Annotated in this window: 23 protein-coding genes; 10 read left to right on the forward strand and 13 right to left on the reverse strand. The window is 63.1% G+C overall.

What is annotated here, in order from left to right:
• Positions 1 to 190 precede the first annotated feature (190 nt).
• The 3 genes from mksB to mksF are packed head-to-tail and all read left to right on the forward strand — an operon-like array spanning position 191 to position 5,008.
• Positions 191 to 1,480: an Mks condensin complex protein MksB gene (mksB, locus tag ACLCGK_RS11780; protein WP_024086237.1), complete on the forward strand. Its 1,290-nt coding sequence runs from the start codon at positions 191 to 193 to the stop codon at positions 1,478 to 1,480.
• A complete protein-coding gene (gene mksE, locus ACLCGK_RS11785) occupies positions 1,470 to 2,177 on the forward strand; it encodes an Mks condensin complex protein MksE (RefSeq protein WP_013970824.1) in 708 nt (235 codons plus the stop codon). Before mksB ends, mksE begins: the two co-directional genes overlap by 11 nt.
• Positions 2,174 to 5,008, forward strand: coding sequence for an Mks condensin complex protein MksF (gene mksF / locus ACLCGK_RS11790; protein ID WP_410952053.1), 2,835 nt, complete (start codon positions 2,174 to 2,176; stop codon positions 5,006 to 5,008). Before mksE ends, mksF begins: the two co-directional genes overlap by 4 nt.
• 143 nt (positions 5,009 to 5,151) lie before the next feature.
• On the opposite strand, the gene ACLCGK_RS11795 is transcribed toward mksF, so the two are convergent.
• The 5 genes from ACLCGK_RS11795 to rplU form a co-directional block, all read right to left on the reverse strand.
• A complete protein-coding gene (locus ACLCGK_RS11795) occupies positions 5,152 to 5,613 on the reverse strand; it encodes a CreA family protein (RefSeq protein ID WP_003256322.1) in 462 nt (153 codons plus the stop codon).
• Positions 5,610 to 6,728: a glutamate 5-kinase gene (proB, locus tag ACLCGK_RS11800; protein WP_015268899.1), complete on the reverse strand. Its 1,119-nt coding sequence runs from the start codon at positions 6,726 to 6,728 to the stop codon at positions 5,610 to 5,612. Before proB ends, ACLCGK_RS11795 begins: the two co-directional genes overlap by 4 nt.
• An 85-nt stretch (positions 6,729 to 6,813) precedes the next feature.
• A complete protein-coding gene (gene cgtA, locus ACLCGK_RS11805; RefSeq protein WP_013970821.1) occupies positions 6,814 to 8,040 on the reverse strand; it encodes an Obg family GTPase CgtA in 1,227 nt (408 codons plus the stop codon).
• Positions 8,041 to 8,229: 189 nt separating this feature from the next.
• The gene (rpmA, locus tag ACLCGK_RS11810) at positions 8,230 to 8,487 is read right to left on the reverse strand and encodes a 50S ribosomal protein L27 (RefSeq protein WP_003247464.1); all 258 of its coding nucleotides are present in this window, start codon (positions 8,485 to 8,487) and stop codon (positions 8,230 to 8,232) included.
• Between the two features lie 38 nt (positions 8,488 to 8,525).
• A complete protein-coding gene (rplU, locus tag ACLCGK_RS11815) occupies positions 8,526 to 8,840 on the reverse strand; it encodes a 50S ribosomal protein L21 (RefSeq protein WP_003247466.1) in 315 nt (104 codons plus the stop codon).
• 244 nt (positions 8,841 to 9,084) lie between these two features.
• Between rplU and ACLCGK_RS11820 the strand changes: the two genes are divergently transcribed.
• The 3 genes from ACLCGK_RS11820 to ACLCGK_RS11830 all read left to right on the forward strand — a co-directional run bounded on the left by ACLCGK_RS11820 (position 9,085) and on the right by ACLCGK_RS11830 (position 10,891).
• Positions 9,085 to 10,053 (forward strand): polyprenyl synthetase family protein, encoded by a 969-nt coding sequence (locus ACLCGK_RS11820; RefSeq protein WP_003256318.1) that lies wholly within the window; start codon positions 9,085 to 9,087, stop codon positions 10,051 to 10,053.
• A 166-nt stretch (positions 10,054 to 10,219) separates the two neighbouring features.
• Positions 10,220 to 10,561: a zinc ribbon domain-containing protein YjdM gene (locus tag ACLCGK_RS11825; RefSeq protein WP_009686103.1), complete on the forward strand. Its 342-nt coding sequence runs from the start codon at positions 10,220 to 10,222 to the stop codon at positions 10,559 to 10,561.
• Positions 10,562 to 10,645: 84 nt separating this feature from the next.
• Positions 10,646 to 10,891, forward strand: coding sequence for a hypothetical protein (locus ACLCGK_RS11830; RefSeq protein ID WP_253138618.1), 246 nt, complete (start codon positions 10,646 to 10,648; stop codon positions 10,889 to 10,891).
• Positions 10,892 to 11,009: 118 nt separating this feature from the next.
• Here ACLCGK_RS11830 and ACLCGK_RS11835 read toward each other — a convergent pair whose 3' ends face one another.
• The 5 genes from ACLCGK_RS11835 to ACLCGK_RS11855 all read right to left on the reverse strand — a co-directional run bounded on the left by ACLCGK_RS11835 (position 11,010) and on the right by ACLCGK_RS11855 (position 15,803).
• Entirely contained in the window at positions 11,010 to 11,627 is a 618-nt protein-coding gene (locus tag ACLCGK_RS11835; RefSeq protein WP_410952054.1) for an FKBP-type peptidyl-prolyl cis-trans isomerase, read from the reverse strand.
• Between the two features lie 85 nt (positions 11,628 to 11,712).
• Positions 11,713 to 12,018 carry a DUF6482 family protein gene (locus ACLCGK_RS11840; protein ID WP_015268897.1) on the reverse strand — a complete coding sequence of 102 codons (306 nt, stop codon included), beginning with the start codon at positions 12,016 to 12,018 and terminating at the stop codon, positions 11,713 to 11,715.
• 158 nt (positions 12,019 to 12,176) lie between these two features.
• Entirely contained in the window at positions 12,177 to 12,665 is a 489-nt protein-coding gene (locus ACLCGK_RS11845) for a TIGR00645 family protein (RefSeq protein ID WP_003247486.1), read from the reverse strand.
• Between the two features lie 199 nt (positions 12,666 to 12,864).
• Positions 12,865 to 13,203, reverse strand: a complete 339-nt coding sequence (locus ACLCGK_RS11850) for a hypothetical protein (protein ID WP_003247487.1) — start codon at positions 13,201 to 13,203, stop codon at positions 12,865 to 12,867.
• A 161-nt stretch (positions 13,204 to 13,364) separates the two neighbouring features.
• Positions 13,365 to 15,803 (reverse strand): Lon protease family protein, encoded by a 2,439-nt coding sequence (locus ACLCGK_RS11855; protein ID WP_013970817.1) that lies wholly within the window; start codon positions 15,801 to 15,803, stop codon positions 13,365 to 13,367.
• Positions 15,804 to 16,056: 253 nt separating this feature from the next.
• On the opposite strand from ACLCGK_RS11855, the gene ACLCGK_RS11860 reads away from it, so the two are divergent.
• The 4 genes from ACLCGK_RS11860 (at position 16,057) to ACLCGK_RS11875 (ending at position 19,610) form a co-directional block, all read left to right on the forward strand.
• The gene (locus ACLCGK_RS11860) at positions 16,057 to 16,545 is read left to right on the forward strand and encodes a DUF3015 domain-containing protein (RefSeq protein ID WP_003256313.1); all 489 of its coding nucleotides are present in this window, start codon (positions 16,057 to 16,059) and stop codon (positions 16,543 to 16,545) included.
• Between the two features lie 74 nt (positions 16,546 to 16,619).
• A complete protein-coding gene (locus tag ACLCGK_RS11865; protein WP_410952055.1) occupies positions 16,620 to 18,473 on the forward strand; it encodes a DUF4105 domain-containing protein in 1,854 nt (617 codons plus the stop codon).
• Between the two features lie 215 nt (positions 18,474 to 18,688).
• Positions 18,689 to 19,045: a hypothetical protein gene (locus tag ACLCGK_RS11870; RefSeq protein ID WP_013970815.1), complete on the forward strand. Its 357-nt coding sequence runs from the start codon at positions 18,689 to 18,691 to the stop codon at positions 19,043 to 19,045.
• 67 nt (positions 19,046 to 19,112) lie between these two features.
• Entirely contained in the window at positions 19,113 to 19,610 is a 498-nt protein-coding gene (locus ACLCGK_RS11875; protein ID WP_410952056.1) for a GreA/GreB family elongation factor, read from the forward strand.
• A gap of 139 nt (positions 19,611 to 19,749) precedes the next feature.
• Here the strand turns inward: ACLCGK_RS11875 and gdhA are convergent, their stop codons facing one another.
• The 3 genes from gdhA to ACLCGK_RS11890 form a co-directional block, all read right to left on the reverse strand.
• Entirely contained in the window at positions 19,750 to 21,090 is a 1,341-nt protein-coding gene (gene gdhA / locus ACLCGK_RS11880) for an NADP-specific glutamate dehydrogenase (RefSeq protein ID WP_015268894.1), read from the reverse strand.
• 313 nt (positions 21,091 to 21,403) lie between these two features.
• The gene (gene ettA / locus ACLCGK_RS11885; RefSeq protein WP_015268893.1) at positions 21,404 to 23,071 is read right to left on the reverse strand and encodes an energy-dependent translational throttle protein EttA; all 1,668 of its coding nucleotides are present in this window, start codon (positions 23,069 to 23,071) and stop codon (positions 21,404 to 21,406) included.
• Positions 23,072 to 23,365: 294 nt separating this feature from the next.
• The gene (locus ACLCGK_RS11890) at positions 23,366 to 23,767 is read right to left on the reverse strand and encodes a hypothetical protein (RefSeq protein ID WP_410952057.1); all 402 of its coding nucleotides are present in this window, start codon (positions 23,765 to 23,767) and stop codon (positions 23,366 to 23,368) included.
• Positions 23,768 to 23,769: the final 2 nt, after the last annotated feature.

Consider the following 23,769-nt stretch of genomic DNA (forward strand, 5'->3'; position numbering starts at 1 on the left):
TCCCCCTTCTGTACCCCCCCCTCCCTGGAGTTTTTTTCGGGTTCCTCGGGGGGGGCGGGCGTGCCCGCGAAAGGGCCAGTGAAACCCTCATCAAAGCAAGGGTGATCCCCCATTACAGACCAAGGGGTGAAAACCTCCCCCCCGGATGCAGTACAATCGCCCCCTTTTTCTTGGCAACGAGTCGAAGCCAATGATCGAACCCAAGCGCGTCCTGCGCGCCCTAGCCGAACACTGGGCCCTGATCGAGCCGCTGTGCGAGCGTTTCGACCAGGGCACCCTGAGCCTGGTCGAATTGCGTCAGCATGTGGCCCGCCAGCAGGTCGAGAGCACCCCGCAGGACATCACCCAGCTGCTCGACGTGTGGATCCGCCTGGATATCCTGGTCCCGGTGGCCAAGAGCCCGAACCGTTTCGAGCTCAACGCGCAGATCCACGACTTCCTCGCCTACCTGCGCCGCGAACACCGGCTGGGCCTGTGCCTGGAGATCGAAGCCTACCTGCGCCACCTTGAGCGCCTGGCCGGGCATATCCAGGACGCCTTCGACAACCGCGACAGCGACGACCTGGCGCGCCAGCTGCGCCTGCTCGACATGCGGGTGCGCGATGTACTGAAGAAGCTCGACAACGACGAACAGGCACTGGTGGCCGTGGCCGAGCGGGCCAAGACCAGCAACCGCCAGATCCCGCTGCGCCAGCGCTATGCCGAAGTACTGGCGACCTGGGACGAGTACGTCGAGCCGATGATCCAGCTGGTCAACGCCGACGGCGCCTTCGAACAGGGCGTGCGCAAGGTCGAGACCGTGCTGCTGAAGCTGCTGGGCGAACAGGCGCGCCTGGGCCACCTGGTCGACGACGACATGCTGCTGCGCACCCACGCGCGCATCCTGGAAATGCAGACCAGCGCCCAGCTGACCCTGCGCCACGCCCGCGAATTGCTGTTGCCGCTGCGTGAAGAAGCCCGCCGGCACAACGCCGTGACCCGTGGCGCCGCACTGGCCCTGTCGGTGATCCGGCGCAAGGGCATCGACGCCGTACCGCAAGCGGCCATGCCGATGTTCACCCGCCCGCAAAGCACCTTCCTCGGCAGCGCCAGCCAGGTCGAGGCCTATGTCTACGCACTGGCCCGCTTCGAGCCCAAGCCGGCGCGCTTCCCCAAGGCCCACAAGACCCAGTCCGGCGCCCTGCCCCGCGCACCGCGCACGGTCAAGGAAATGGCCGAACGCTGCGAACAGGCCCTGCCGCTGCCCGACCTGATGGTCTGGCTGCTGGAGCAGGAACCCGAAGGCGCCACCGACGAGCTGCTGTACTGGTTCTCGCGCCTGTCGCGGGAAAAGCGCTTCAAGCGCGAACGCCTCGACCGCCGCGAGTACATCACCCAGGAACACCTGGTCAGCCTGCGCTCGTTCGCCCTGACCTCCAGCCGCGAAGACGCCGCCAGCGCGCCTACCGAATCCAACGCGAGCCCAGCCCATGCATCTTGATCTTTCCGAACTGTCCCAGCTCGCGCCGATCTTCCGCGAGCTGTTCAAAGGCTTCCACGTCAGCCGCCGCGACCCCGAGCTGTACGCCCAGCTGTCGAACTTCCAGGACCAGTACCGCACCCTGTTCAAGGCCCTGGGCTTCGAACTGGTGTGCGACACCCGTGGCTTCTACTACTTCGTGCCGGACATGACCGCCGCGCAGGTCAACAAGACCGCGCAGCGCCTGTCGCTGTTCACCTTCATCCTGGTCGAACACCTGGCCGACCAGGGCCGCGACCCGATGGCCGTGCTCGATGGCGGCAGCATTGGCCGTGACGAACTGCCCTCGCTGCTGGACAAGTACCGCGACCTTTTCCTGCAGGCCGAAGTGCAGACCGTGGACGAGCTGGAAGAAAAAATCCTGCGCCGCATGACCCAGCTCGGCTTCGCCTTCGAGGAAGGCGGCATCTACCGCTTCCTGCCGCCGATGCATCGCTTCCTCGACGTGTGCCTGGCCGTGCAGCAGGACCGCGACCTGGCCGCCACCCTGCACAGCGACCTGCCGCTGCCGACCCCGGTACTGGTCGAGGAAGAAAGCCCCGAAGAACTCAACCGCACCGACGACCCGCTCGACCTCAGCCCCTTCGAGGGCGAGGAAAGCGAAGAGGAAGCCCTGGCCCGGGCCATCCGCGAAGAGCAACAGGAGATTGACGCATGAGCCAGGAACGCTACGGCATCCGCCGCTTCGCACTGCTCAACACCGCCGGCTACAGCCTTGGCCTGTTCCCGCTGGAGCACCCACTGTCGGTATACGGTGCCAACAACCTGGGTAAATCGGCGTCGATCAACGCCCTGCAGTTCCCGATCCTGGCGCGCATGTCGGACATGAGCTTCGGCAAGTACAGCCTCGAGCAGTCGCGCCGCTTCTACTTCGCCAGCGACACCTCGTACATTCTCTGCGAACTGAGCCTGCCACACGGCCCGCACGTCATCGGCGTTGTCGGCCGCGGCCCGGGCGGCGGTTTCGGCCACCAGTTCTTTGCCTACAAGGGCGAACTGGACCTGGCCCACTACCAGAAGAACGACACCTGCCTGCGCCAGAAAGAGCTGTTCACCAACCTCGAGCGCCTGGGGATCAAGGCCTACGAGCTGAAGCCTGACGAACTGCGTCGTCTGCTGGTCGGTGGCCACACCTCGGTGCCGCTGGACCTGACCATGATCCCGCTGCGCTCGACCAGCGAGCAAAGCCTGAAAACCTTCCGCGCGCTGTTTATCAACCTGCTGCACATGCGCGAAATCACCGCCGCCAAGCTCAAGCAACTGTTCCTCGACGCCTTCGAGCACAGCCTGCGCTCTGGTAGCGTCGACTATATCGCCGCGTGCGAGGAAGCCTTCCGCGACGTGCGCCGCATGGAACAGGACTACAACGCCCTGGTCGCCGCCGGCCCGCTGGTCGAGGCCCTGGCCGGTGGCGTGGCCCAGCGCGACATCCTGCGCGGCAAGCTGCACCGCATTTCACCAGTGCTCGACACCCTGCTGGGCACCTGGCAGGAATACGCCATGGCGCGCAAGGAAGAGCTGGTGATCCAGGCCGAGCACTACCGTGGCGAGCAGGACCGCCTGCAGAACGACCAGCGCGGCGGTACTCAGGAACTGATGCGCCTGGAGCGTGAAATCACCGGTATCCAGCGCTGGCTGGGCGAACTGTCGGTGCTCAAGCATCGCTTCGCCCTGGTCGATGACGTCAAGGTGCTTGAGCAGCAACTGCTGGCGGCCAAGGACGCCCACGACGAACTGGCCGGCGCCCTGGCCCAGTCGCGGCAGTTCAGCGCCGAAGACCTGGACGAACGCGTCCGCGACCTGGAAAAGCGCCTGAAGCAGGTCAAGCAACAGCTCGACCACGCCGACAACAACAGCTACGCCCGCCTGCGCGAAGAGTTCTCGCAGCAGGACGTCGACCGCCTGATGCGCCTGTTCAATGGCGCACTGTTCAGCCTGCCGCTGGGTGAGCGCGGTATCGAACTGGACGACAGCGACCTGTGGGTAAAATCGCTGGAAGCGGTGCTCGACGGCTTCAAGGGCGAACGCTTCGAAGCCCCGGGCCTGTCCATCGACCTGTCGCACATCGACCCGCCGGCACTGCAGGCCCTGGCCGACCGTGCCGCCCTGCGTGACCAGAAAGAGCGCCTGGAAAAAGAGCTGAAGCAGCTCAAGACCCAGCAAGCCGTGGCCGCCGACCGCTCCGCCTCCAAGGCGCAGACCGAAGCCCTTTACCAGGAAGTACTGGACGCGCAGAAAGCGCTGGAAGACTTCCGCCGCAGCGAAACCCTGGCCGCCGAAGAGCCCGAGAAGCTGGAACAGCTGTCGCAGCTCGAAGCCGCCCAGGACGAACTCAAACGCTCCAGCGACGCCTTCACTGAACGTGTCCAGCAGCTGTCGGCCAAGCTGCAGCTGGTCGGCCGGCAGATCGGCGACCTCGAGGCCAAGCAGCGCACCCTGGAAGACGCCCTGCGCCGTCGCCAGCTGCTGCCGGCCGACCTGCCCTACGGCACGCCGTACATGGAAGCCATCGACGACTCGATGGACAACCTGCTGCCACTGCTCAACGACTACCAGGACAGCTGGCAGAGCCTGCAACGGGTCGACAACCAGATCGAGGCGCTGTACGCCCAGGTGCGCCTGAAAGGCGTAGCCAAGTTCGACAGTGAAGACGACATGGAACGCCGCCTGCAGCTGCTGGTGAATGCCTACGCGCACCGCACCGACGAAGCCCTGACCTTGGCCAAGGCCCGCCGCGCTGCGGTCACCGACATCGCCCGGACCCTGCGCAACATCCGCAGCGACTACGACAGCCTCGAGCACCAGTTGGCGCTGTTCAACCGCGAGATCAACAAGCGCCAGGTATCCAACCTGGAGAGCTTCCGCGTGGTGCTGGCGCCGAACAAGGAAGCGCTCAAGCACATCGACCAGATCATTCACAGCGCCGGTCAGTACGAAGAAGGCGAAACCCTGTCGGTATTCGACCTGACCCAGAGCGCCGAGCAGGACAACAAGAACGAAGAGGCCAAGGAATACCTGGCACGGCTGGTGGCGGCCAACCACAACCAGCTGGGCCTGAAGGACCTGTTCGAGCTGGCATTCGAGATCACCAAGGTCAACGGCCAGCCGGTGATCCATGCCGACATCGACGGCGCGGCATCCAACGGCACCACCATGACCATCAAGGCGCTGACCAACATGTACCTGTTGCTGCACCTGATGGACCGCGACCTGGCCGGGCGTATCCGCCTGCCGTACTACCTGGACGAAGCGGCGGACATCGACGAACGCAACCAGGCTGCACTGCTGGAGACCAGCCTGCAGCTCGGCTTCGTGCCGATCCTGGCGAGCGTGAAGCCGCAGGTGTCGGCGCGCGTGGCGATCGACCTGGAAGGTGGCAGTGGGCCGAATGGCATCTACATCGACGAGGCGGACTGGAAGTTCATCAGCCGTCGCGATGAGGTGAAGGCGGTTGTGCGTGAGGATCATCAGGCCGAGGAATTGGCCTGAGGTAATTGGGGCCGCTTTGCGGCCCTTTCGCCGGCAAGCCAGCTCCCACAGATATTGCACAAGCCCCGAGGCCTGCAATGTACCTGTGGGAGCTGGCTTGCCGGCGATGGAGGCCAAAGGCCTCCCGGCGATCTGTCAGGCTATCAATGAGCCCAAGGCAGAATCGGAATCGCGGTCACCGCATTCTGCGGGCTGCCTTCGATCATGCGGTCGCTGTACACCAGGTACACCAGCGTATTGCGCTTCTTGTCGAGGAAGCGCACCACCTGCATGGTCTTGAACACCAGCGAGGTGCGTTCCTTGAACACTTCCTCGCCATCCTTCAGCTCACCCTTGAAGTTGATCGGCCCGACCTGACGACAGGCAATCGATGCCTCCGCCCGGTCCTCCGCCAGCCCCAGCCCACCCTTCACGCCGCCGGTCTTGGCCCGCGACAGGTAGCAGGTCACGCCCTCGACCTTGGGGTCGTCGAACGCCTCGACCACAATACGATCATTCGGCCCGAGGAACTTGAACACGGTGGACACCTGGCCGATTTCCTCGGCCCCGGCCAGCATTGGCAGCACCAATGCCGCCACGCCGATTACCCGTTTCAGCACGCTCATACCAGCACCAGGTTGTCGCGGTGCACCAACTCCGGTTCTGCGCTGTAGCCCAGCAGGCTTTCGATGGCATCGGAGGGCTGGCCGATGATCTTCTGCGCCTCAAGGGCGCTGTAGTTGGCCAGCCCACGGGCTACTTCCAGGCCGTCCGGGCCGACGCACACCACCATCTCGCCACGACGGAAGCTGCCCTGCACGGTCTTCACGCCAACCGGCAGCAGGCTCTTGTTGGCCTGGCGCAGCGCCTGCACGGCACCGGCATCCAGCACCAGGGTGCCACGGGTCTGCAGGTGGCCGGCCAGCCACTGCTTGCGCGCGGCAAGCATGCCGCGCTCGGGCGACAGCAAGGTACCCAGGCGTTCGCCAGCCTTGAGGCGATCCAGCACGCGCTCGATGCGGCCACCGATGATGATGGTGTGGGCACCGGAACGGGCAGCCAGGCGCGCGGCGCGCAGCTTGGTCTGCATGCCGCCACGACCCAGCGCGCCACCGGTACCGCCGGCCACGGCATCCAGTGCCGGGTCGTCGGCGCGAGCCTCGTAGATCAGCTGGGCTTCGGGATTGTTGCGCGGATCTGCGTCGAACATGCCATCGCGGTCGGTGAGAATCACCAGCAGGTCAGCCTCGACCAGGTTGGCCACCAGCGCCGCCAGGGTGTCGTTGTCGCCGAAGCGGATCTCATCGGTGACCACGGTATCGTTTTCGTTGATCACCGGCACCACGCCCAGGTCGACCAGCGTGCGCAGGGTGCTGCGGGCGTTCAGGTAGCGCTTGCGGTCGGACAGGTCGTCATGGGTCAGCAGGATTTGCGCGGTGTGCTTGCCGTGCTCGCCGAAGCTCGACTCCCAGGCCTGCACCAGGCGCATCTGGCCGATCGAGGCAGCCGCCTGCAGCTCGTTCATCGCACTCGGTCGCGACGTCCAGCCCAGCTGGCTCATGCCGGCAGCCACGGCCCCGGAGGAGACCAGTACCAACTCCACGCCTGCCTCACGCAGCGCGACCATCTGCTCGACCCAAACGGCCATGGCACCGCGATCGAGGCCTTTGCCATCGGCGGTCAGCAGAGCACTGCCAATCTTCACGACCCAGCGCTTGGCGCCCGTCACCTTGCTTCGCATCTTCTTCCAACCTATGTCGAATCTGTAGATACCGTGGATACAAAAACGCCGCTCCAAAGAGCGGCGTTTAGTGTACTGCAACCGGTCAGTCGCGCACGTAAATGATTTCCGGGCCGTCTTCGTCGTCCTCGAAATCATCGTCCCAACCATCATCGTCGCCGATGTCGTGCACGCTCTTGACACCAGTACGGCGCAGGGTACGGGCATCGTCCAGGGCCTGCAGCTGGGCACGGGCTTCGTCTTCGATGCGCTGGTCGAGGTCGGCCAGCTCTTCGGCGTAGGCCGGGTCGTTGGCCAGGCGGTCGGCGCGGTCTTCGAGGTAGCGCATCAGGTCGTGGCTGAGCTTTTCGGTGCCCTGCTTGGAGATGGCCGAAATCACGTAGACCGGGCCCTCCCACTGCAGGCGCTCGACCACCTCCTTGACCCGCTCGTCGCGCTCGTCATCCATGACCATGTCGGCCTTGTTCAGCACCAGCCAGCGCTCACGCTCGGCCAGCGACGGGCTGAAGCGGGTCAGCTCGTTGACGATGACTTCGGCGGCATCGGCTGGGCTGCTTCCGTCCAGCGGCGCCATGTCCACCAGGTGCAGCAGTACGCGGGTACGCGCCAGGTGCTTGAGGAAGCGGATACCCAGGCCGGCGCCTTCGGAAGCACCTTCGATCAGGCCGGGAATGTCGGCGATGACGAAGCTCTTCCAGCGGTCGACGCTGACCACACCCAGGTTCGGCACCAGGGTGGTGAACGGGTAGTCGGCCACCTTCGGCTTGGCGGCCGAAACCGAGCGAATGAAAGTGCTCTTGCCGGCATTCGGCAGGCCCAGCAGGCCGACGTCAGCCAGCACTTTCATTTCCATCTTCAGGTCACGCTGGTCACCTGGCTTGCCCGGGGTGGTCTGGCGCGGTGCACGGTTGGTGCTGGACTTGAAGCGGGTGTTGCCCAAACCGTGCCAGCCGCCCTGGGCGACCATCAGTTTCTGGCCCGGGGTGACCAGGTCACCGATCACTTCCTGGGTGGAGGCGTCGATCACGGTAGTGCCGACCGGCACACGCAGGTACAGGTCGTCGCCCTTCTTGCCGGTGCAGTCGGTGCTGCCGCCGTTGGCGCCACGCTGGGCCTCGTGGTGACGGGTGTAGCGATAGTCGACCAGGGTGTTGAGGTTTTCGTCGGCGATCATGTACACCGAACCACCGTCGCCACCGTCACCACCGTTGGGGCCACCGTTCTCGATGAATTTCTCGCGACGGAAGCTCATGCAACCGTTGCCACCGTCACCGGCCTTGACCCGAATGGATACTTCGTCAACAAACTTCATTCAAAACCGCCTCTCGCCTGCTGGCGAGTTGAATACCTGAAAAACCTGAGGCTCTTGCAAAAATGAGCGCGGCGGCCCCGTACGACCGTAGAAACCCACGCCGGCAGCCCATACAAACAGCTTTGCAAGAGGCTCACCACAAACGAAAAAGCCCCGTCGCATGACGGGGCTTCTGGAGCGACGTCGCGATTAAGCGGCGACGATGCTCACGTAACGGCGCATGAACTCGCCTTTTTTCTCGAACTTGATCACGCCTTCGATCTTGGCGAACAAGGTGTGATCCTTGCCCATGCCAACACCGTAGCCAGCGTGGAATTCGGTGCCGCGCTGACGGACGATGATGTTGCCTGGCTTGATAACCTGGCCGCCATACATCTTCACGCCAAGGCGTTTCGATTCTGAGTCGCGACCGTTACGAGTACTACCACCAGCCTTCTTGTGAGCCATGGTTCAATTCTCCAAATAAATTCAGGGGATCTAGGGGATTAAGCCTGGATACCGGTGATTTTGATCTCGGTGAACCACTGGCGGTGGCCCATACGCTTCATGTGGTGCTTACGACGACGGAACTTGATGATGCGAACCTTGTCGTGGCGGCCTTGCGAAACGACTTCGGCCACTACTTTAGCGCCAGCAACAACTGGAGCACCGATGGTGACTTCTTCACCGTTGGCGACCAGCAGGACGCGATCGAAGGTCACGGATTCGCCAGTGGCGACTTCCAGTTTTTCGATCTTGAGGAATTCACCTTCAGCGACTTTGTACTGCTTGCCGCCGGTAACGATTACTGCGTAAGACATGGTATTTCTCCGATAATCCTGCTCACCCAGCGCTTTATATGATGAGTATTGGCTGGCATGGCTGCACAGGGCTGGAACGGCCCGGCGCAATTGCGTAAGGCAGGTGCTGCCCAGGAAGTTAGGGTGCGCGATTGTACGCAACCGCGGTTTTGCTTGCAAGTGCCGCCCCCGGGGCGCTGGCACCGCGCCTTGACACACCGGGACCCGCGACCTAGCATGCCGCGCAACCTCACTGGAGCAGCCGATGCAACCCCAATCCTTCTACCGCGCGGTGGCTGATGATTTCAGCGCCGTCGACGAGATCATCAAGAAGCAGCTGACCTCGCGCGTGCCGCTGGTATCGAAGATCGGCGACTATATCACGTCCGCCGGTGGCAAGCGCCTGCGCCCCCTGCTGGTGCTGCTGTGTGGCAAGGCCCTGGGCCGCGAAGGCGACGACCTGCGCCTGCTGGCTGCCACCATCGAATTCCTGCACACCGCTACCCTGCTGCACGACGACGTGGTCGACATGTCCGGCATGCGCCGTGGCCGCTCCACCGCCAATGCCCTGTGGGGCAACGCGCCGAGCGTGCTGGTGGGCGACTTCCTCTATTCGCGCTCGTTCGAGATGATGGTCGAACTGGGCTCGATGCCGGTCATGCAGATCCTGTCCAAGGCCACCCGCGTGATTGCCGAAGGTGAGGTGCTGCAGCTGTCGCGGGTACGCGATGCCAGTACCACCGAGGAAGTCTACATGGAGGTCATCCGCGGCAAGACCGCGATGCTGTTCGAGGCTTCGACCCACAGCGCCGCCGCACTGGCCGAAGCAACCGACGAACAGCGCGAGGCCCTGCGTACCTTCGGTGACCACCTGGGCGTGGCGTTCCAGCTGGTCGACGACCTGCTGGACTACAAGGGCGACTCGCAGACCCTGGGCAAGAACGTCGGTGACGACCTGGCCGAAGGCAAGCCTACCCTGCCGCTGATCTACACCATGCGCGAAGGCACCGCCGAACAGGCTGCGCTGGTGCGCCAGGCGATCCAGAAGGGTGGCCTGGAAGACCTGGAGCAGATTCGCGTGGCAGTCGAGGAGTCAGGTGCTCTGAAGTACACGGCGGAGCTTGCGCGTGACTATGTGAAGCGTGCCATCCAGTGCCTGGAAGTGCTGCCGGCCAGCGAATATCGTGATGCGCTGGTCGAGTTGAGCGAGTTTGCTGTCGCGCGTACTCACTGATAGACCGAGTCGTCTTCATTCGCGGGCAAGCCCGCTCCTACAGGATTGCGTCGCCTGTATGAGCTGGCTTGCCCGCGATGCTTTTGTCCGGACATAATCACTTCTGAAAAAATACCTTATACAATTCGGGTTTTTAACCGCCCGTCTGTTTGTTTGAGGAACCGAAGTGAGCACTCTGCCACCCTGCCCGAAATGCAACTCCGAATACACCTATGAGGATGGCACGCAGCTGATCTGCCCTGAATGCGCCCACGAGTGGTCGGCCAGCGGCGACGCCGAAGCGGCCAGCGACGAGGTGGTGAAGAAGGACTCGGTCGGCAACATCCTGCAGGATGGCGACACCGTCACCGTGATCAAGGACCTCAAGGTCAAGGGCTCGTCCCTGGTGGTCAAGGTCGGCACCAAGGTCAAGAACATCCGCCTGTGCGACGGCGACCACGACATCGACTGCAAGATCGACGGCATCGGCGCCATGAAGCTGAAGTCCGAGTTCGTACGCAAGGTCTGATTTTCCATAAAACCGCCAATTGGCGCTTGCTATTCAGATAATAAGAATTATTCTCATTGGGACTGCTATCCAAGGAGAATAGCCATGACTTATCTGATCGACGCCTGGCTGGACCGCCCTCACCCCTACCTGCGCATTCTTCATCGGGAAACCGGCGAAGTGTGCGCGGTGCTTGAAGAAGAAGCACTCGACGAGCTGCGTGACCAGGGCGACCTGGACATGAGCGGGCTGAATTCGAGTGAACCGGGGGTACTCAAGGAGCTAGTGCGGAATCTGTTTCTGTTCTGCTATGCGCGGGCGTTGCGCCCCGGAGGGATAGACTGGAACTGACGGACCTGGCGAGGGCTTCGCCCTCGATCACGACACAAGGCCGCTCCTACAGGTGTATGCGTTCCCCTGTAGGAGCGGCCTTGTGTCGCGAATGGGCCGCAAAGCGGCCCCGAGGGCATTACAGAACGTCGAGCAGCTCGACGTCGAACACCAGCACGCTGTGCGGCGGGATGCTGCCAACGCCTTGGGCGCCGTAGGCCAGCTCGCTCGGCACGTACAGGCGCCATTTGCTGCCAGCGTTCATCAGCTGCAGGGCTTCGGTCCAGCCAGCGATCACACCACCTACCGGGAATTCAGCCGGCTGACCACGGTCGTAGGAGCTGTCGAACACAGTGCCGTCGATCAGGGTGCCGTGGTAGTGGGTGCGCACATTGTCTTCGCGGGTCGGCTTGGCGCCTTCACCTGCGGTCAGTACTTCGAACTGCAGGCCCGAAGCCAGGGTGGTGATGCCGTCACGCTTGGCGTTCTCGACCAGGAATGCCTTGCCAGCGGCAGCAGCGGCTTCAGCCTTGGCAGCTGCTTCGGCTTGCATCACTTCGCGGATCACCTTGAAGCTGGCCGACAGGTCGGATTCGCTAACGCGGCTGTCGGCGCCGTTGAAGGCATCGGTCAGGCCAGCCAGGATGGCTTCCAGGCTGACGCCCGGTGGCGGGTTGTCGCGCAGCTGGCCGCCCAGCTGACGGCCGATGCCGTAGCTGACGCGCGTTTCGTCGGTGGACAGGTTGAGTTCGGACATTATCGTGCTCCACTGCAGGGCGCAGTGAAGCCGCGCCCTTGATGAAAAGGGCGAGCAGCCTAGCACACTGGGGCGCTGCGAGCAGCTACCAGGCCGAGCGCTGGGAAATCGGCACCTTCAAGTCTTCTTCCGGGTGCGTGCCCATGCCGCACATTTCGTCCTGCACCGACCAGTGCACCAGGTTCATCGAGACCATGGGGATGGTTTGCAGCAACTTGCGCGCATCCTCCACCGAATGCACGCGCAAGCGTTCACCACGGGCATCGGACAGGGGATGGGGGTGGCCTTTGATCCGCGCTTCGAGCAGGTAGTCACCGCCTTCGATGGCGATCAGGTTCAGTTCGTCGACATGGCCAGCCCTGGCCTCGGTGTTGAGCTGATGCAGGTTCATGAGAGCACCTCGCGATGGGAACCACGCATGAGAGCTCATTTTTTGTACAGAAAGGGCGAATGCACAAGGCATGACTGACGCCGCTCGTCAGTTAGACCGTGCCGGCCTCTTCGCGGGCTTGCCCGCTCCCACAGGGATTGCGAAGAGGCCTGAAAGGTTCAGTGCTTGGTCAGCTTGTCCAGGTAACCCATGCAGAATGCCGAGACCACGAAGGTCATGTGGATGATCACGTACCACATCAGGTAATCGGTGGAGATGTTCTGTGCGTCCATGAACACCCGCAGCAGGTGGATGGACGAAATGGCCACAATCGATGCAGCAACCTTCATCTTCAGCGACGAAGAGTCCATCTTGCCCAGCCAGTTGAGCTTTTCCTTGCTCTCGTCGATGTCCAGTTGCGAGACGAAGTTCTCGTAGCCGGAGATCATCACCATCACCAGCAGGCCGCCCACCAGCGACATGTCGATCAGCGACAGGATCACCAGGATCAGGTCGGCTTCGCTGAGGGCGAAGACGTTGGGCAGGACGTGGACCACTTCCTGGAAGAATTTCAGCGCCAGGGCCAGCAGGCCGAGGGACAGGCCGAAGTAGATGGGGGCGAGCAGCCAGCGCGAGGCATACATCGCATTTTCGAGGATACGTTCCATGGAGTGTCGGGACTCATCAGGTGACTAAAAAAGCGACGGCGAGTATAGCCAGCCACCTGTTACAGCAAAAGCCCGGTGAACGGGGCTGCTTTGCAGCCCAATCGCCGGCAAGCCAGCTCCCACAGGTTGAGCACCGACCTGTGGCCTTTGCTTTACCTGTGGGAGCTGGCTTGCCGGCGATGAGGCCAGTAAAAGTTACTCAGGTCTCAGGATGAAACTGGTAATCCCCCAGATTCCGACACCGCTCACCGTTGATCCGCCGCAACTGCGCCTGCAAATGCAAACACCAGATCTGCGGATCCTCGGCCACCTGGTACCCATGCAAGGTCAAGCTGTCGACAATGGCATTGAGCACAGATTCGGCCACCAGCGGCCCATGGAACGGCCCTTGGGCCTTGATCGCGGACGGTTGTTCACCGGCCATGCCGGCGGCGAACAGCAGCGTCCACATGCCGTTATCCCCGGCCAGCGGACGGATGCTGCATTCGATGCGGGTCACCAGGCCCAGGCACTGGCGTGTGAGGCTGAGATTGCGCATGGCCGCGCCCCCTCCAATAAGCCTTGTTCAGCCTGAACCTCAGGCTGTTTCCATCCTGAACGCTGTTACCGTCCTTAAGTTCCAGCATAGAAGAACGGTACAGAAAGATGGAAAACCGGCGCTGAACGGTAGCACATCGCCGCCAGCGCCGGCTTTTTGACTCAGGCCGGCTTGGCCTGGGCAATCACCTCTTCCAGGCGCTCTTTCTCCGCCTTCTCGATTTCTTCCTCGCTGATCATCTCGGCAATCTCACGCAGGCGCTCCACCACCCGGGCGTTGACGCTGCCTTCGGTGAACTGGCCCTTGTCATCCAGCACACCGGCCTCCTCGCCCACCAGCAGGCTCAACGCCTCGTCGGCCTGGCTGACCGCGTACACGTGGAACATGCCGTTCTCCACTGCTTGCAGCACACGCTCGTCGAGCATCAGCGTGGCAACGTTGGCACGCGGGATGATCACCCCCTGCTCGCCGGTCAGGCCACGCGCCTCGCACAAGCGGAAGAAGCCTTCGATCTTCTCGTTGACCCCACCCACCGCCTGCACTTCACCAAACTGGTTGATCGAGCCGGTGATGGCGAAGCACTGCTTGAGCGGCGTACGCGACAAGGCCGAGATCAGCGTGCAGGCTTCGCCCAGCGAGGCGCTGTCACCGTCCACATAGCCGTAGGACTGTTCCAGGGCGATGCTCGCCGAGATCGCCAGCGGGAACTCCTGGGCATAGCGGCTGCCCAGGTAACCGGTGAGGATCATCACACCCTTGGAGTGGATCGGCTGCCCGAGGTTTACCTCACGCTCGATGTCGACGATACCGCTGCCGCCCGGGTACACGGTGGCGGAGATACGCGCCGGCATACCGAACGCCGAATCACCCACTTCCAGCACGGTCAGGCCGTTGCATTTGCCGATGGCCGCGCCTTCGGTGTCGATCAGGATGATGCCGGCGAGCATGTCGTCCAGCACCCGCTGCGAAACACGCCCGGTGCGGGTGGCCTTGGCCTTGAGCGCACGCTCGATGTGCCCGGCGTCGGTCATTTCGTCACTGGCCAGCTGGCGGATGAAATCAGCTTCGCTGACCAGCTGGAACAGGTCGCCGATACGTGCCGACAGGCGCGACTGGTTTTCTGCCAGGCGGGCGCTGTAGGTGGCCAGACGCGCCACCGCGTCACTGGTCAGTGGCGCCATGCCCTCTTCGTTGGTGCGGGTGCGCAACAGCTGGGCGAACTGCTCCAGGTTCTCATCGACCATGGGCATGTCTTCGTCGAAGTCCACCAGCACCCGGAACATCTCCTGGAAGTCCGGGTCGTGGTCCTGCAGCGCGTAGTAAAGCTGGCGCGAACCGATGATGACCAGCTTGATGTTCAGCGGGATCATCTGCGGCGTCAGGCTGACGGTAGCCACCCGCCCCAGCTCGCCCAGTGGCGACTCCATCTTCAACTTGCGCGACTGCAGCGCACGCTTGAGCGCGTCCCAGACGAACGGCTCGCCCAACATTTTCTCGGCTTCCAGAATCAGGAAGCCGCCGTTGGCGCGGTGTAGCGCGCCTGGGCGCAGCTGACGGTAAGAGGTGTACAGCGCACCCTGGTCGGTGCTGTATTCGATACGGCCAAACAGGTTGTCGTAGGTCGGGTGCGGCTCGAACACCACCGGCGCACCGCCGTCGGCGTGGTGGCCGACCACCAGGCTTGGCGCGTACTGCTCTTCCAGCAGCTTGCGCGCAGCCGCGTCGGTCTTGCTGTCATCGACCAGTTGCTCGACCACGGTACGCAGCAGGTTCAGCTGCACCGACTGCAGGTAGGCGCAGACCGCAGCGTTCTCGGCGTACTTCTCCGACAGCGGCGCCAGCAACGGCTGCAGGGCCAGGGTGATGGTTTCCTCGTTGAGCTGGCGCAGCTGGTTGTTCGACTCGCGTTTCCATTGCGGCAGGCTGGCCAGCTCTTCGTTCAGGCGTTCCTCGAGCAGGGCGATATCCTCGTGGAACTGCTCGCGCACCTCTTCCGGCAACTGGGCGAATTCGGCTTCATCCAGCGCCTTGCCGTCGGCCATCGGGGTGAAGGCGACGTTGCTGGCATCGCGGTACAGGGCCACGTCCTTTTCCAGCGAGGCGCGCTCGATCACATCCAGGGCGCGGTCGTAACGCTGGTTGAAGGCGCGGTCGATGGCGCCTTTCTTCTGCTGGTACGACGGGTGCTCGAATACTGCAGGGAAGGTCGACAACAGGTTGTCGATCAGCCCGTTCATGTCGGCGATGAACGCCCCGGCGGTGCCGGACGGCAATTCCAGTGCGCGGGGTTCGCGTGTGTCATCGAAGTGGTTGACGTAGACCCAGTCGGCCGGGGTCTGCTGACGCTTGCCCTCGGCCTTGAGGTAGCGCTTGACGAACGAGAAGCGGCCGGTGCCGGGCTCGCCCATCACGTACACGTTGTAACCAGGGCGCGGCATGGCCACGCCAAACTGCAGGGCCTCGACAGCACGCTCCTGGCCCAGGACTCCGCGAAACGGCTCCAGATCGTCGGTATTGGTAAAGGCAAACTGCTCGGGGGAGAAACGCCGGGTCAGGGCTTCAGGCGCGAGACGCAGGCGCGCAGCGACAGGATCGGGCATTGGGTTTCCTTACTTCGGCGGGGCAGATACGCAGCATTCTGGCGCTGCCCGCGCGCGCCTTGCAAGGCTCCGCAGGACTTTATGTCGCAGCCGGTGCGGGTCATGCAGCAGCAAATTTTTCGCAATCAACAACGCAACTCTTAGATCGTGCCTAAACTCCAAGCTGCGCGGGTGGGTGAAAAGCTTTCCCGACCTGGCAACCGAGTTGCCAGAAACCCTGACCCTTGGTTAAGTCAAATAGAGAACAAATGCTATGAAACGGATTCTTCTGGGTACTCTGTTCACCGTGGTCTCGATCAATGCCATGGCCGAAGCGCCAGGCGGCCCGAACTGCGGCTGGGGCAACATGCTGTTCGAAGGCCAGCGCGGCACTCCGGCACACTTCCTGGCTTCCACCACCAACGGCACCTCCGGTAACGCCACCTTCGGCATGACCTCCGGCACCAACGGCTGCTCGACCAAAGCGTCGCTGACCTACGGCGGCAAGTCCTGGTTCGCCATGAACGGCATGATGAATGAACTTTCCGAAGACATGGCCATGGGCCAAGGCGAAGCACTGACCACCTATGCCGTGGTTCTCGGCGTGGCGCCGGAAGACCGTGGCTACTTCGCATCGGTCACCCATCAGCACTTCAACCAGATCTTCAGCAGCGCCGACGTCACTGCCGAAACCGTCCATAGCAACACCCTGGCTGTTCTGAAGAACGACCCACGCCTGGCCAAATACGCAACCGAGGCCTGAGTGCAGCTCCTCCCGCCCCGGCCCCGGGGCGGGTTTCGCCTTTTTTCGGCATCGTTAAGAAGTAGTTGCCCGACATGCTCAAACGCTTCGTATGCCTGGCGCTGTGTGCCTGCGCCCCTGTTCATGCCGCGCCCGTGCTGGACCAAGGCCGTGTCCAGCAACTGGCCAACACCCCTTACTGGATTGCCCTGGGCCATTACGAAACCGCCAAGCTGGGTGGTTGGCGCAGCTACGTGGATGATGATGCGTTCTTCCTCGCCGAGGATGGCGCGCACCACCCCGACCAGGAACTGAAAGCCACGGTCGAAGCGCTGTACGCCCCGGCCAGCCTCGGCGACAAGCATGCCCAGTGCGTATTCCCGGCGCGCACCCGCTGGCTGCGCGAACAGCTCGACCTGCAAGACTTGCCGCAACCTGACTGCCAGGAGTTCACCACCTGGTACCAGTCGATCGACCCACACAGTGCGGCGCTGATCTTCCCGGCGGCCTACCTGAACAGCCCGTCATCGATGTTCGGCCACACCTTGCTGCGCATCGACCAGTCCAACACCCGCAGCGACGACACCACGCTGCTGAGCTACGCAATCAACTTCGGCGCCTACATCGAAGGCAGCGACAACAGCATCCTGTATGCCTGGAAGGGCCTGATGGGTGGCTACCCGGGCCTGTTCGCGCTGATGCCCTACCAGGAGAAACTGTCCGAATACCGCAGCCTGGAAAACCGCGACCTGTGGGAGTACCAACTGGACCTGACCCCGGAAGAAACCGGGCGCATGGTCGAACATGTGTGGGAGCTGAAGCAGATCCAGTTCGACTACTTCTTCTTCGATGAGAACTGCTCGTACCGCCTGCTGGAGCTGCTGCAGGTGGCCCGGCCGGGCATTGACCTGACCTCGCAGTTCCCGCTGACCGCCATCCCGACCGACACGGTGAAGGCCGTGAAGCAGTCAGGCATGGTCGCCAGCGAGACGTACCGCCCCTCTCGCGAACGTGAACTGCTGGCCCGGGCCGAGCCGCTCGATCACGACGAAAAGCGCCAGGTGCTGGCTGTAAGTGCCGACACCGGGCAACTGCAGAGCCCCGAATTCAAGGCTCTCCCCCGCCAGCGCCAGGCGCTGGTGCAGGACGCCGCGTACCGGCTGGAGCGTTACCGTGCCAATGGCCAGGAGCGCGACCCTGGGCAGGCGAAACGCAGCTTCGATCTGCTGCGGGCAATCAACAGCAACCCGCCCCCGCCCCTGCAGATCGAGCGCCCAGGCCTGCCCGAGGACGGCCATGACTCGCGCACCTGGCAGCTGGGCGTAGGCACCCGCGAAGACCGCGCCTACGCCGAGTACGGCCTGCGCATGGCCTACCACGACCTGAATGACAACGCCTATGGCTTCCCGCTGGGGGCGCAGATCGAGATCCTGCAGCTGAAGCTGCGCCAGTACGAAGGCAATGACTGGCAGGTGCAGCGCCTGGACCTGGCCACCATCCGTTCGCTGACACCGCGCAACGAGCTACTCAAGCCCTGGTCGTGGCAGGTGGCCGGCGGGCTGGAGCGCGTGCCGGGCAAGCATGATGACGAAGTGCTGGTAAGCCATGTGAACGGCGGGGCCGGCGGCACCTGGCAACTGGCCGACGGGTTGCTGGGCTTTGCCCTGGGCACGGTGCGGGTCGAGCACCACAATGATTTTGCCCAGTTCATCGCCCCGGCGGCGGGCTTCAATGGCGGGCTGCTGTGGCGCAACGGGCTGGGCAACATGACGCTGGAGGCCAAGGGCGATTATTTCACCAATGGCGAAGTACGGCGCAGTGTGAGCCTGAACCAGCAATGGGAGATCAGCCAGAACCTGGGCCTGCGGTTGAGTGCTTCGCGAGAGTTCAGCCACCTGGCTACGGCGCAGAACGAGGTGATGCTGGAGTTGAAGTGGTATCACTACTGAGGCCGCTTTGCGGCCTTTCGCGGGCATGCCCGCTCCCACAGGTACTGCACTGGCCTCGAATCCTGGGGTGATCCTGTGGGAGCGGGCGTGCCCGCGAATGGGCCAGTGAGGTCAGCAGAGCAGTGTGAACCAACCGACTCTTTGACACTGTTTTGACGGCCCCCCGACAAATCGCCACCTAGACTTTCCAGTATCAACCGGAGGGTTTTGTGGTTATGTCGCGGTACTGGTTCGGCGTGTGCATGGCGTTGTTGCTGTCTGGTTGCGAAACCACCCACGAGCAGATGGTCCACCAGGGTTATCCCCCTGCCTATGCCGATGGCTTCCAGGACGGCTGCAGCAGCGGCCGACAGGCGGCAGGGCTGATGGTCGGCGCTTTTCGCAAGGACGTGCCGCGCTACCTGCACGAGCGCCAGTACGAAAGCGGCTGGGACGACGGCTTTCGCCAGTGCCACGCCATGCAGAACAGCGAAGAACAGCGCCAGTACCACGAGCGCTTCTGGGACCAGCGCGAGCGCGACTGGGAGCAGGAAAAGGACCGCGACGCCGCACGCGCCTATCGCCACAACTGAGTCGCAAACGGACATCCCTTGAAACCGGCGGCCTGCGATGATGGTCTCCTGCAAAAGGAGGCCACGCATGAGCCGAGCATTCGTCAACGAAGACCAGGCCGCCGCCCAGGCTGATCAGCCGGTCGAGCGACGGGTCAGCGAACAACCCAACTACGTCACTGCCAGTGGCCTGCGCCAGCTGCAGGAGCGCGTGACCGAGCTGAATGCCCTGCGCAGCGAACTGCAGGCACAAGGTGAACGTGGCGACAAGCAGCGGCTGGCGGATACCGAACGGGACCTGCGCTACTTCAGCGCGCGAGTGCAAAGCGCCCAGGTTGTGCCGGCGGCGACGTCGCGCAGCAAGGTGCAGATTGGCAGCCGGGTGCGGTATGTCGATGCGCAGGACCAGGAACATGTGGTGCGGCTGGTGGGCGAGGATGAGGCGGATGCCGGGCGGGGGTTGATAAACTGGGGTTCGCCGTTGGGGCGGGCTTTGCTCGGGGCAGGGCCTGGGGATGAAGTGGTCTGGCGGCGGCCGGTGGGGGAGCAGGTGATCGAAGTGGTTGAGGTTTTTGGTGAAGATTGAGGACCTGGGGGCTGCTTTGCAGCCCATCGCGACACAAGGCCGCTCCTACAAGGACCGCGTCATTTCTGAACATGCGCGATACCTGTAGGAGCGGCCTTGTGTCGCGAAAGGGCCGCAAAGCGGCCCCAACGGCCTCAGATCAAACCACGCCCTGCGCCAACATCGCATCAGCCACTTTCACGAAGCCCGCGATGTTCGCACCTTTGACATAGTTGATGCTGCCATCCGCCTCTTCACCGTAATGCACGCAAGCATGGTGAATCGACTGCATGATGTTGTGCAGCTTGCTGTCCACCTCACCGGCAGTCCACAGCAGGCGCATGGCGTTCTGCGACATCTCCAGGCCCGACACGGCCACGCCGCCGGCGTTGGAGGCCTTGCCCGGGGCGTACAGGATGCCGGCCTCCAGGAAGATATCCACAGCCTCCAGGGTAGTCGGCATGTTGGCGCCTTCGGCCACGCAGATGCAGCCATTGCGCAGCAAGGTGCGGGCGTCTTCGGCGTCCAGTTCGTTCTGCGTGGCACACGGCAGGGCGATGTCGCACGGCAGGCTCCACGGGGTCTGGCCCTTGCGGAACTCCAGGCCGAACTGCGCGGCCAGTTCGCTGATGCGACCACGCTTGACGTTCTTCAGCTCCATCACCGCATCCCACTGGGCATCGGTCAGGCCAGCTTCGGCGTACAGGGTGCCTTCGGAGTCAGACAGCGAAATCACCTTGCCGCCCAGGTCCATGACCTTGCGCGCGGCATACTGGGCCACGTTACCCGAACCGGAAATCGCCACGCGGCAGCCATCGATACGCTTGTCCTGGCGCTTGAGCATTTCCTCGGCGAAGTACACGCAGCCGTAGCCGGTGGCTTCCGGACGGATCAGGCTGCCGCCGTAGGTCATGCCCTTGCCGGTCAGCACCGAAGTGAACTGGTTGGCCAGGCGCTTGTACTGGCCGAACATGAAGCCGATTTCGCGGGCACCCACGCCGATGTCACCGGCCGGGACGTCCAGGTCAGCGCCAATGTGGCGGTACAGCTCGCTCATGAACGCCTGGCAGAAACGCATGACTTCGGCGTCGCTCTTGCCTTTGGGGTCGAAGTCCGAGCCGCCTTTGCCGCCGCCCATGGGCAGCGAGGTGAGAGAGTTCTTGAACACCTGCTCGAAGGCCAGGAACTTCAGCACGCCCAGGTTGACCGACGGGTGGAAGCGCAGGCCGCCCTTGTACGGGCCGATGGCGCTGCTCATCTGGATGCGGTAGCCGCGGTTGACCTGCACCTTGCCCTGGTCATCGACCCAGGACACGCGGAACAGTACGGCGCGCTCGGGCTCGACCATGCGCTCCAGAATGCCGGCCTGCAGGTAATGCGGGTTGGCCTCGAGGAATGGCCACAGGCTGCGCAGCACTTCTTCCACAGCCTGGTGGAATTCAGGTTGGGCCGGATCGCGTTGCTTCAGGCGCGCGAGGAAATTGTCGACAGATTCGATCATGGTAGACATCTCACCAAGAGGATTGGACTTATTGGTTTTTTTCAGGAATGTACCAAGAAGCAATCGCACCGGAATAGGGCGAAATGTCGTTTTTTTGAAATTATTTGGTGCGTTTTCTATAAGTGTATACAAAACCTTGGTCGGTGGTGGCTTCGTTCGCGGGCGCGCCCGCTCCCACTGGTTCATCACAGGCCTTGGTTCCAGGGGCTCCTGTGGGAGCGGGCATGCCCGCGAATGAAGCCAGCACCACTTTCCAGCCAGGCACAAAAATGGGGCCGCAAAGGGCCCCATTCTTGTGCATCAGAACACCGGCTTACTGGGCCAGCTTCTTGTGCCGTACACGGTGCGGCTGGGCAGCAGCATCGCCCAGGCGCTTCTTGCGGTCGGCTTCGTACTCGGTGTAGTTACCCTCGAAGAACACCACGTTCGAGTCGTCTTCGTACGCCAGGATGTGGGTAGCCACACGGTCCAGGAACCAACGGTCGTGGGAGATCACGATCGCCGCGCCCGGGAAGTCCAGCAGGGCTTCTTCCAGCGAACGCAGGGTTTCGACGTCGAGGTCGTTGGACGGTTCGTCGAGCAGCAGGACGTTACCGCCCTCCTTCAGGGTCAGGGCCAGGTGCAGGCGGCCACGCTCACCACCGGACAGGTCCTTGACGAACTTCTGCTGGTCGCCACCCTTGAAGTTGAAGCGGCCCACATAGGTACGCGACGGGATCTCGTAGTTGCCGATGCGGATCATGTCAGAGCCGTCGGAAACCTGCTGGAACACGGTCTTGCCGCCGTCCAGGTCTTCGCGGCTCTGGTCGACGCAGGCCAGCTGCACGGTTTCACCGATCTCGATGCTGCCCGAGTCCGGCTGTTCCTTGCCCATCAGCATGCGGAACAGGGTCGACTTACCGGCACCGTTACCACCGATCACACCGACGATGGCGCCTTTAGGCATGGAGAACGACAGGTTGTCGATCAGCACGCGGTCGCCGTAGCCCTTGGTGACGTTCTTGAACTCGATGACCTTGTCGCCCAGGCGCGGACCGGCCGGGATGTAGATCTCGTTGGTTTCGCTGCGCTTCTGGAATTCCTGCGACTGCATTTCTTCAAAGCGCTGCAGACGTGCCTTGGACTTGGACTGGCGGGCCTTGGCGCCTTTGCGCACCCACTCCAGTTCCTCTTTCATGGCCTTTTCGTGGGCGCTCTGCTGCTTGGATTCCTGCGCCAGACGCTCGGACTTGGCTTCCAGCCAGCCCGAGTAGTTGCCTTCGTACGGGATACCGGCGCCGCGGTCCAGTTCCAGGATCCAGCCAGCGACGTTGTCGAGGAAGTAACGGTCGTGGGTAATGGCTACCACGGTGCCTGGGAAGTCGTGCAGGAAGCGCTCCAGCCAGGCCACCGAGTCGGCGTCCAGGTGGTTGGTCGGTTCGTCCAGCAGCAGCATGTCGGGGGCCGACAGCAGCAGGCGGCACAGGGCCACTCGGCGCTTCTCACCACCGGACAGGTGCTCGATGCGTGCATCCCAGGCCGGCAGGCGCAGGGCGTCGGCGGCAACGTCCAGCTGGCGCTCCAGGTTGTGGCCGTCAGCGGCCTGCAGGATGGCTTCCAGCTTGGCCTGCTCGGCGGCCAGCTTGTCGAAGTCGGCATCCGGTTCGGCGTAGGCAGCATAGACCTCGTCCAGGCGCGCCTGGGCGTCCTTGATCACGCTGACCGCTTCCTCGACCACTTCGCGCACCGACTTGTTCGGGTCCAGTTGCGGTTCCTGTGGCAGGTAGCCGACGTTGATGTCGGGCATCGGACGGGCTTCGCCGTCGAATTCCTTGTCGACGCCCGCCATGATCCGCAGCAGGGTCGATTTACCCGCGCCGTTCAGGCCGAGCACGCCGATCTTGGCGCCCGGGAAGAACGACAGGGAAATGTTCTTGAGAATTTCCCGCTTCGGCGGCACGACCTTGCTCAGCCGATGCATGGTGTAGACGTATTGAGCCAAAACCAAGCCCTCTAATCAGATAGGTAAAGACATCGACGATCGCCCCGGCGCGCTGGCCAGGGGGATGTATTTACGGGGTGTCATTGAACAAAGTCGACCATTCTACGCCAACGCGCGGCGTTGCATAGGAGGGGCGGATGGTGGGGGGTAGGACCGGGGAGAATCTATTGCCTGTACCGGTCTCTTCGCGGGCACGCCCGCTCCCACAGGTTGACCCACAGGCCCTGAGCAATCAGGGATCCCTGTGGGAGCGGGCGAGCCCGCGAAAAGGCCGGCACGGCAGCCAGAGATGACTCAGACGTGACGCTGCTTGGCCTTGCCCCGCGGCAAGCGGCAACGGTCGCCCTGCTCGGCCAGGCGCGCGGCCCAGGCGGACTTCACGCTGAAGCCACCGCTACGAGCCGGCTGCTGCTCGGCAGCTTTTGCCGGTTTGGCGGCCGCAGGCACGCTGACAACCTTGGCCGTCGGCTTGACCTCGGCCACGGTAACAGCCGGCTCAACTGCCGCCTTGGCGGTCTTGCGCAGTTCAGCCAGCGATGGGCTCTTGCTCTTGGCGACAGCTGCCGCCTCGGGTTTGCTCAGCGAACGCTGGCAAGACTTGCAGGATACATCCTCGGTCACGGCAGTGCTGACAAGGGTCTGACTGCTGCGCCCGCAGGCGGAATCGAGGCCATTGGAGGAAAAGTGAGTAACCAAAA

Source organism: Pseudomonas sp. S1(2024) (assembly GCF_046557535.1).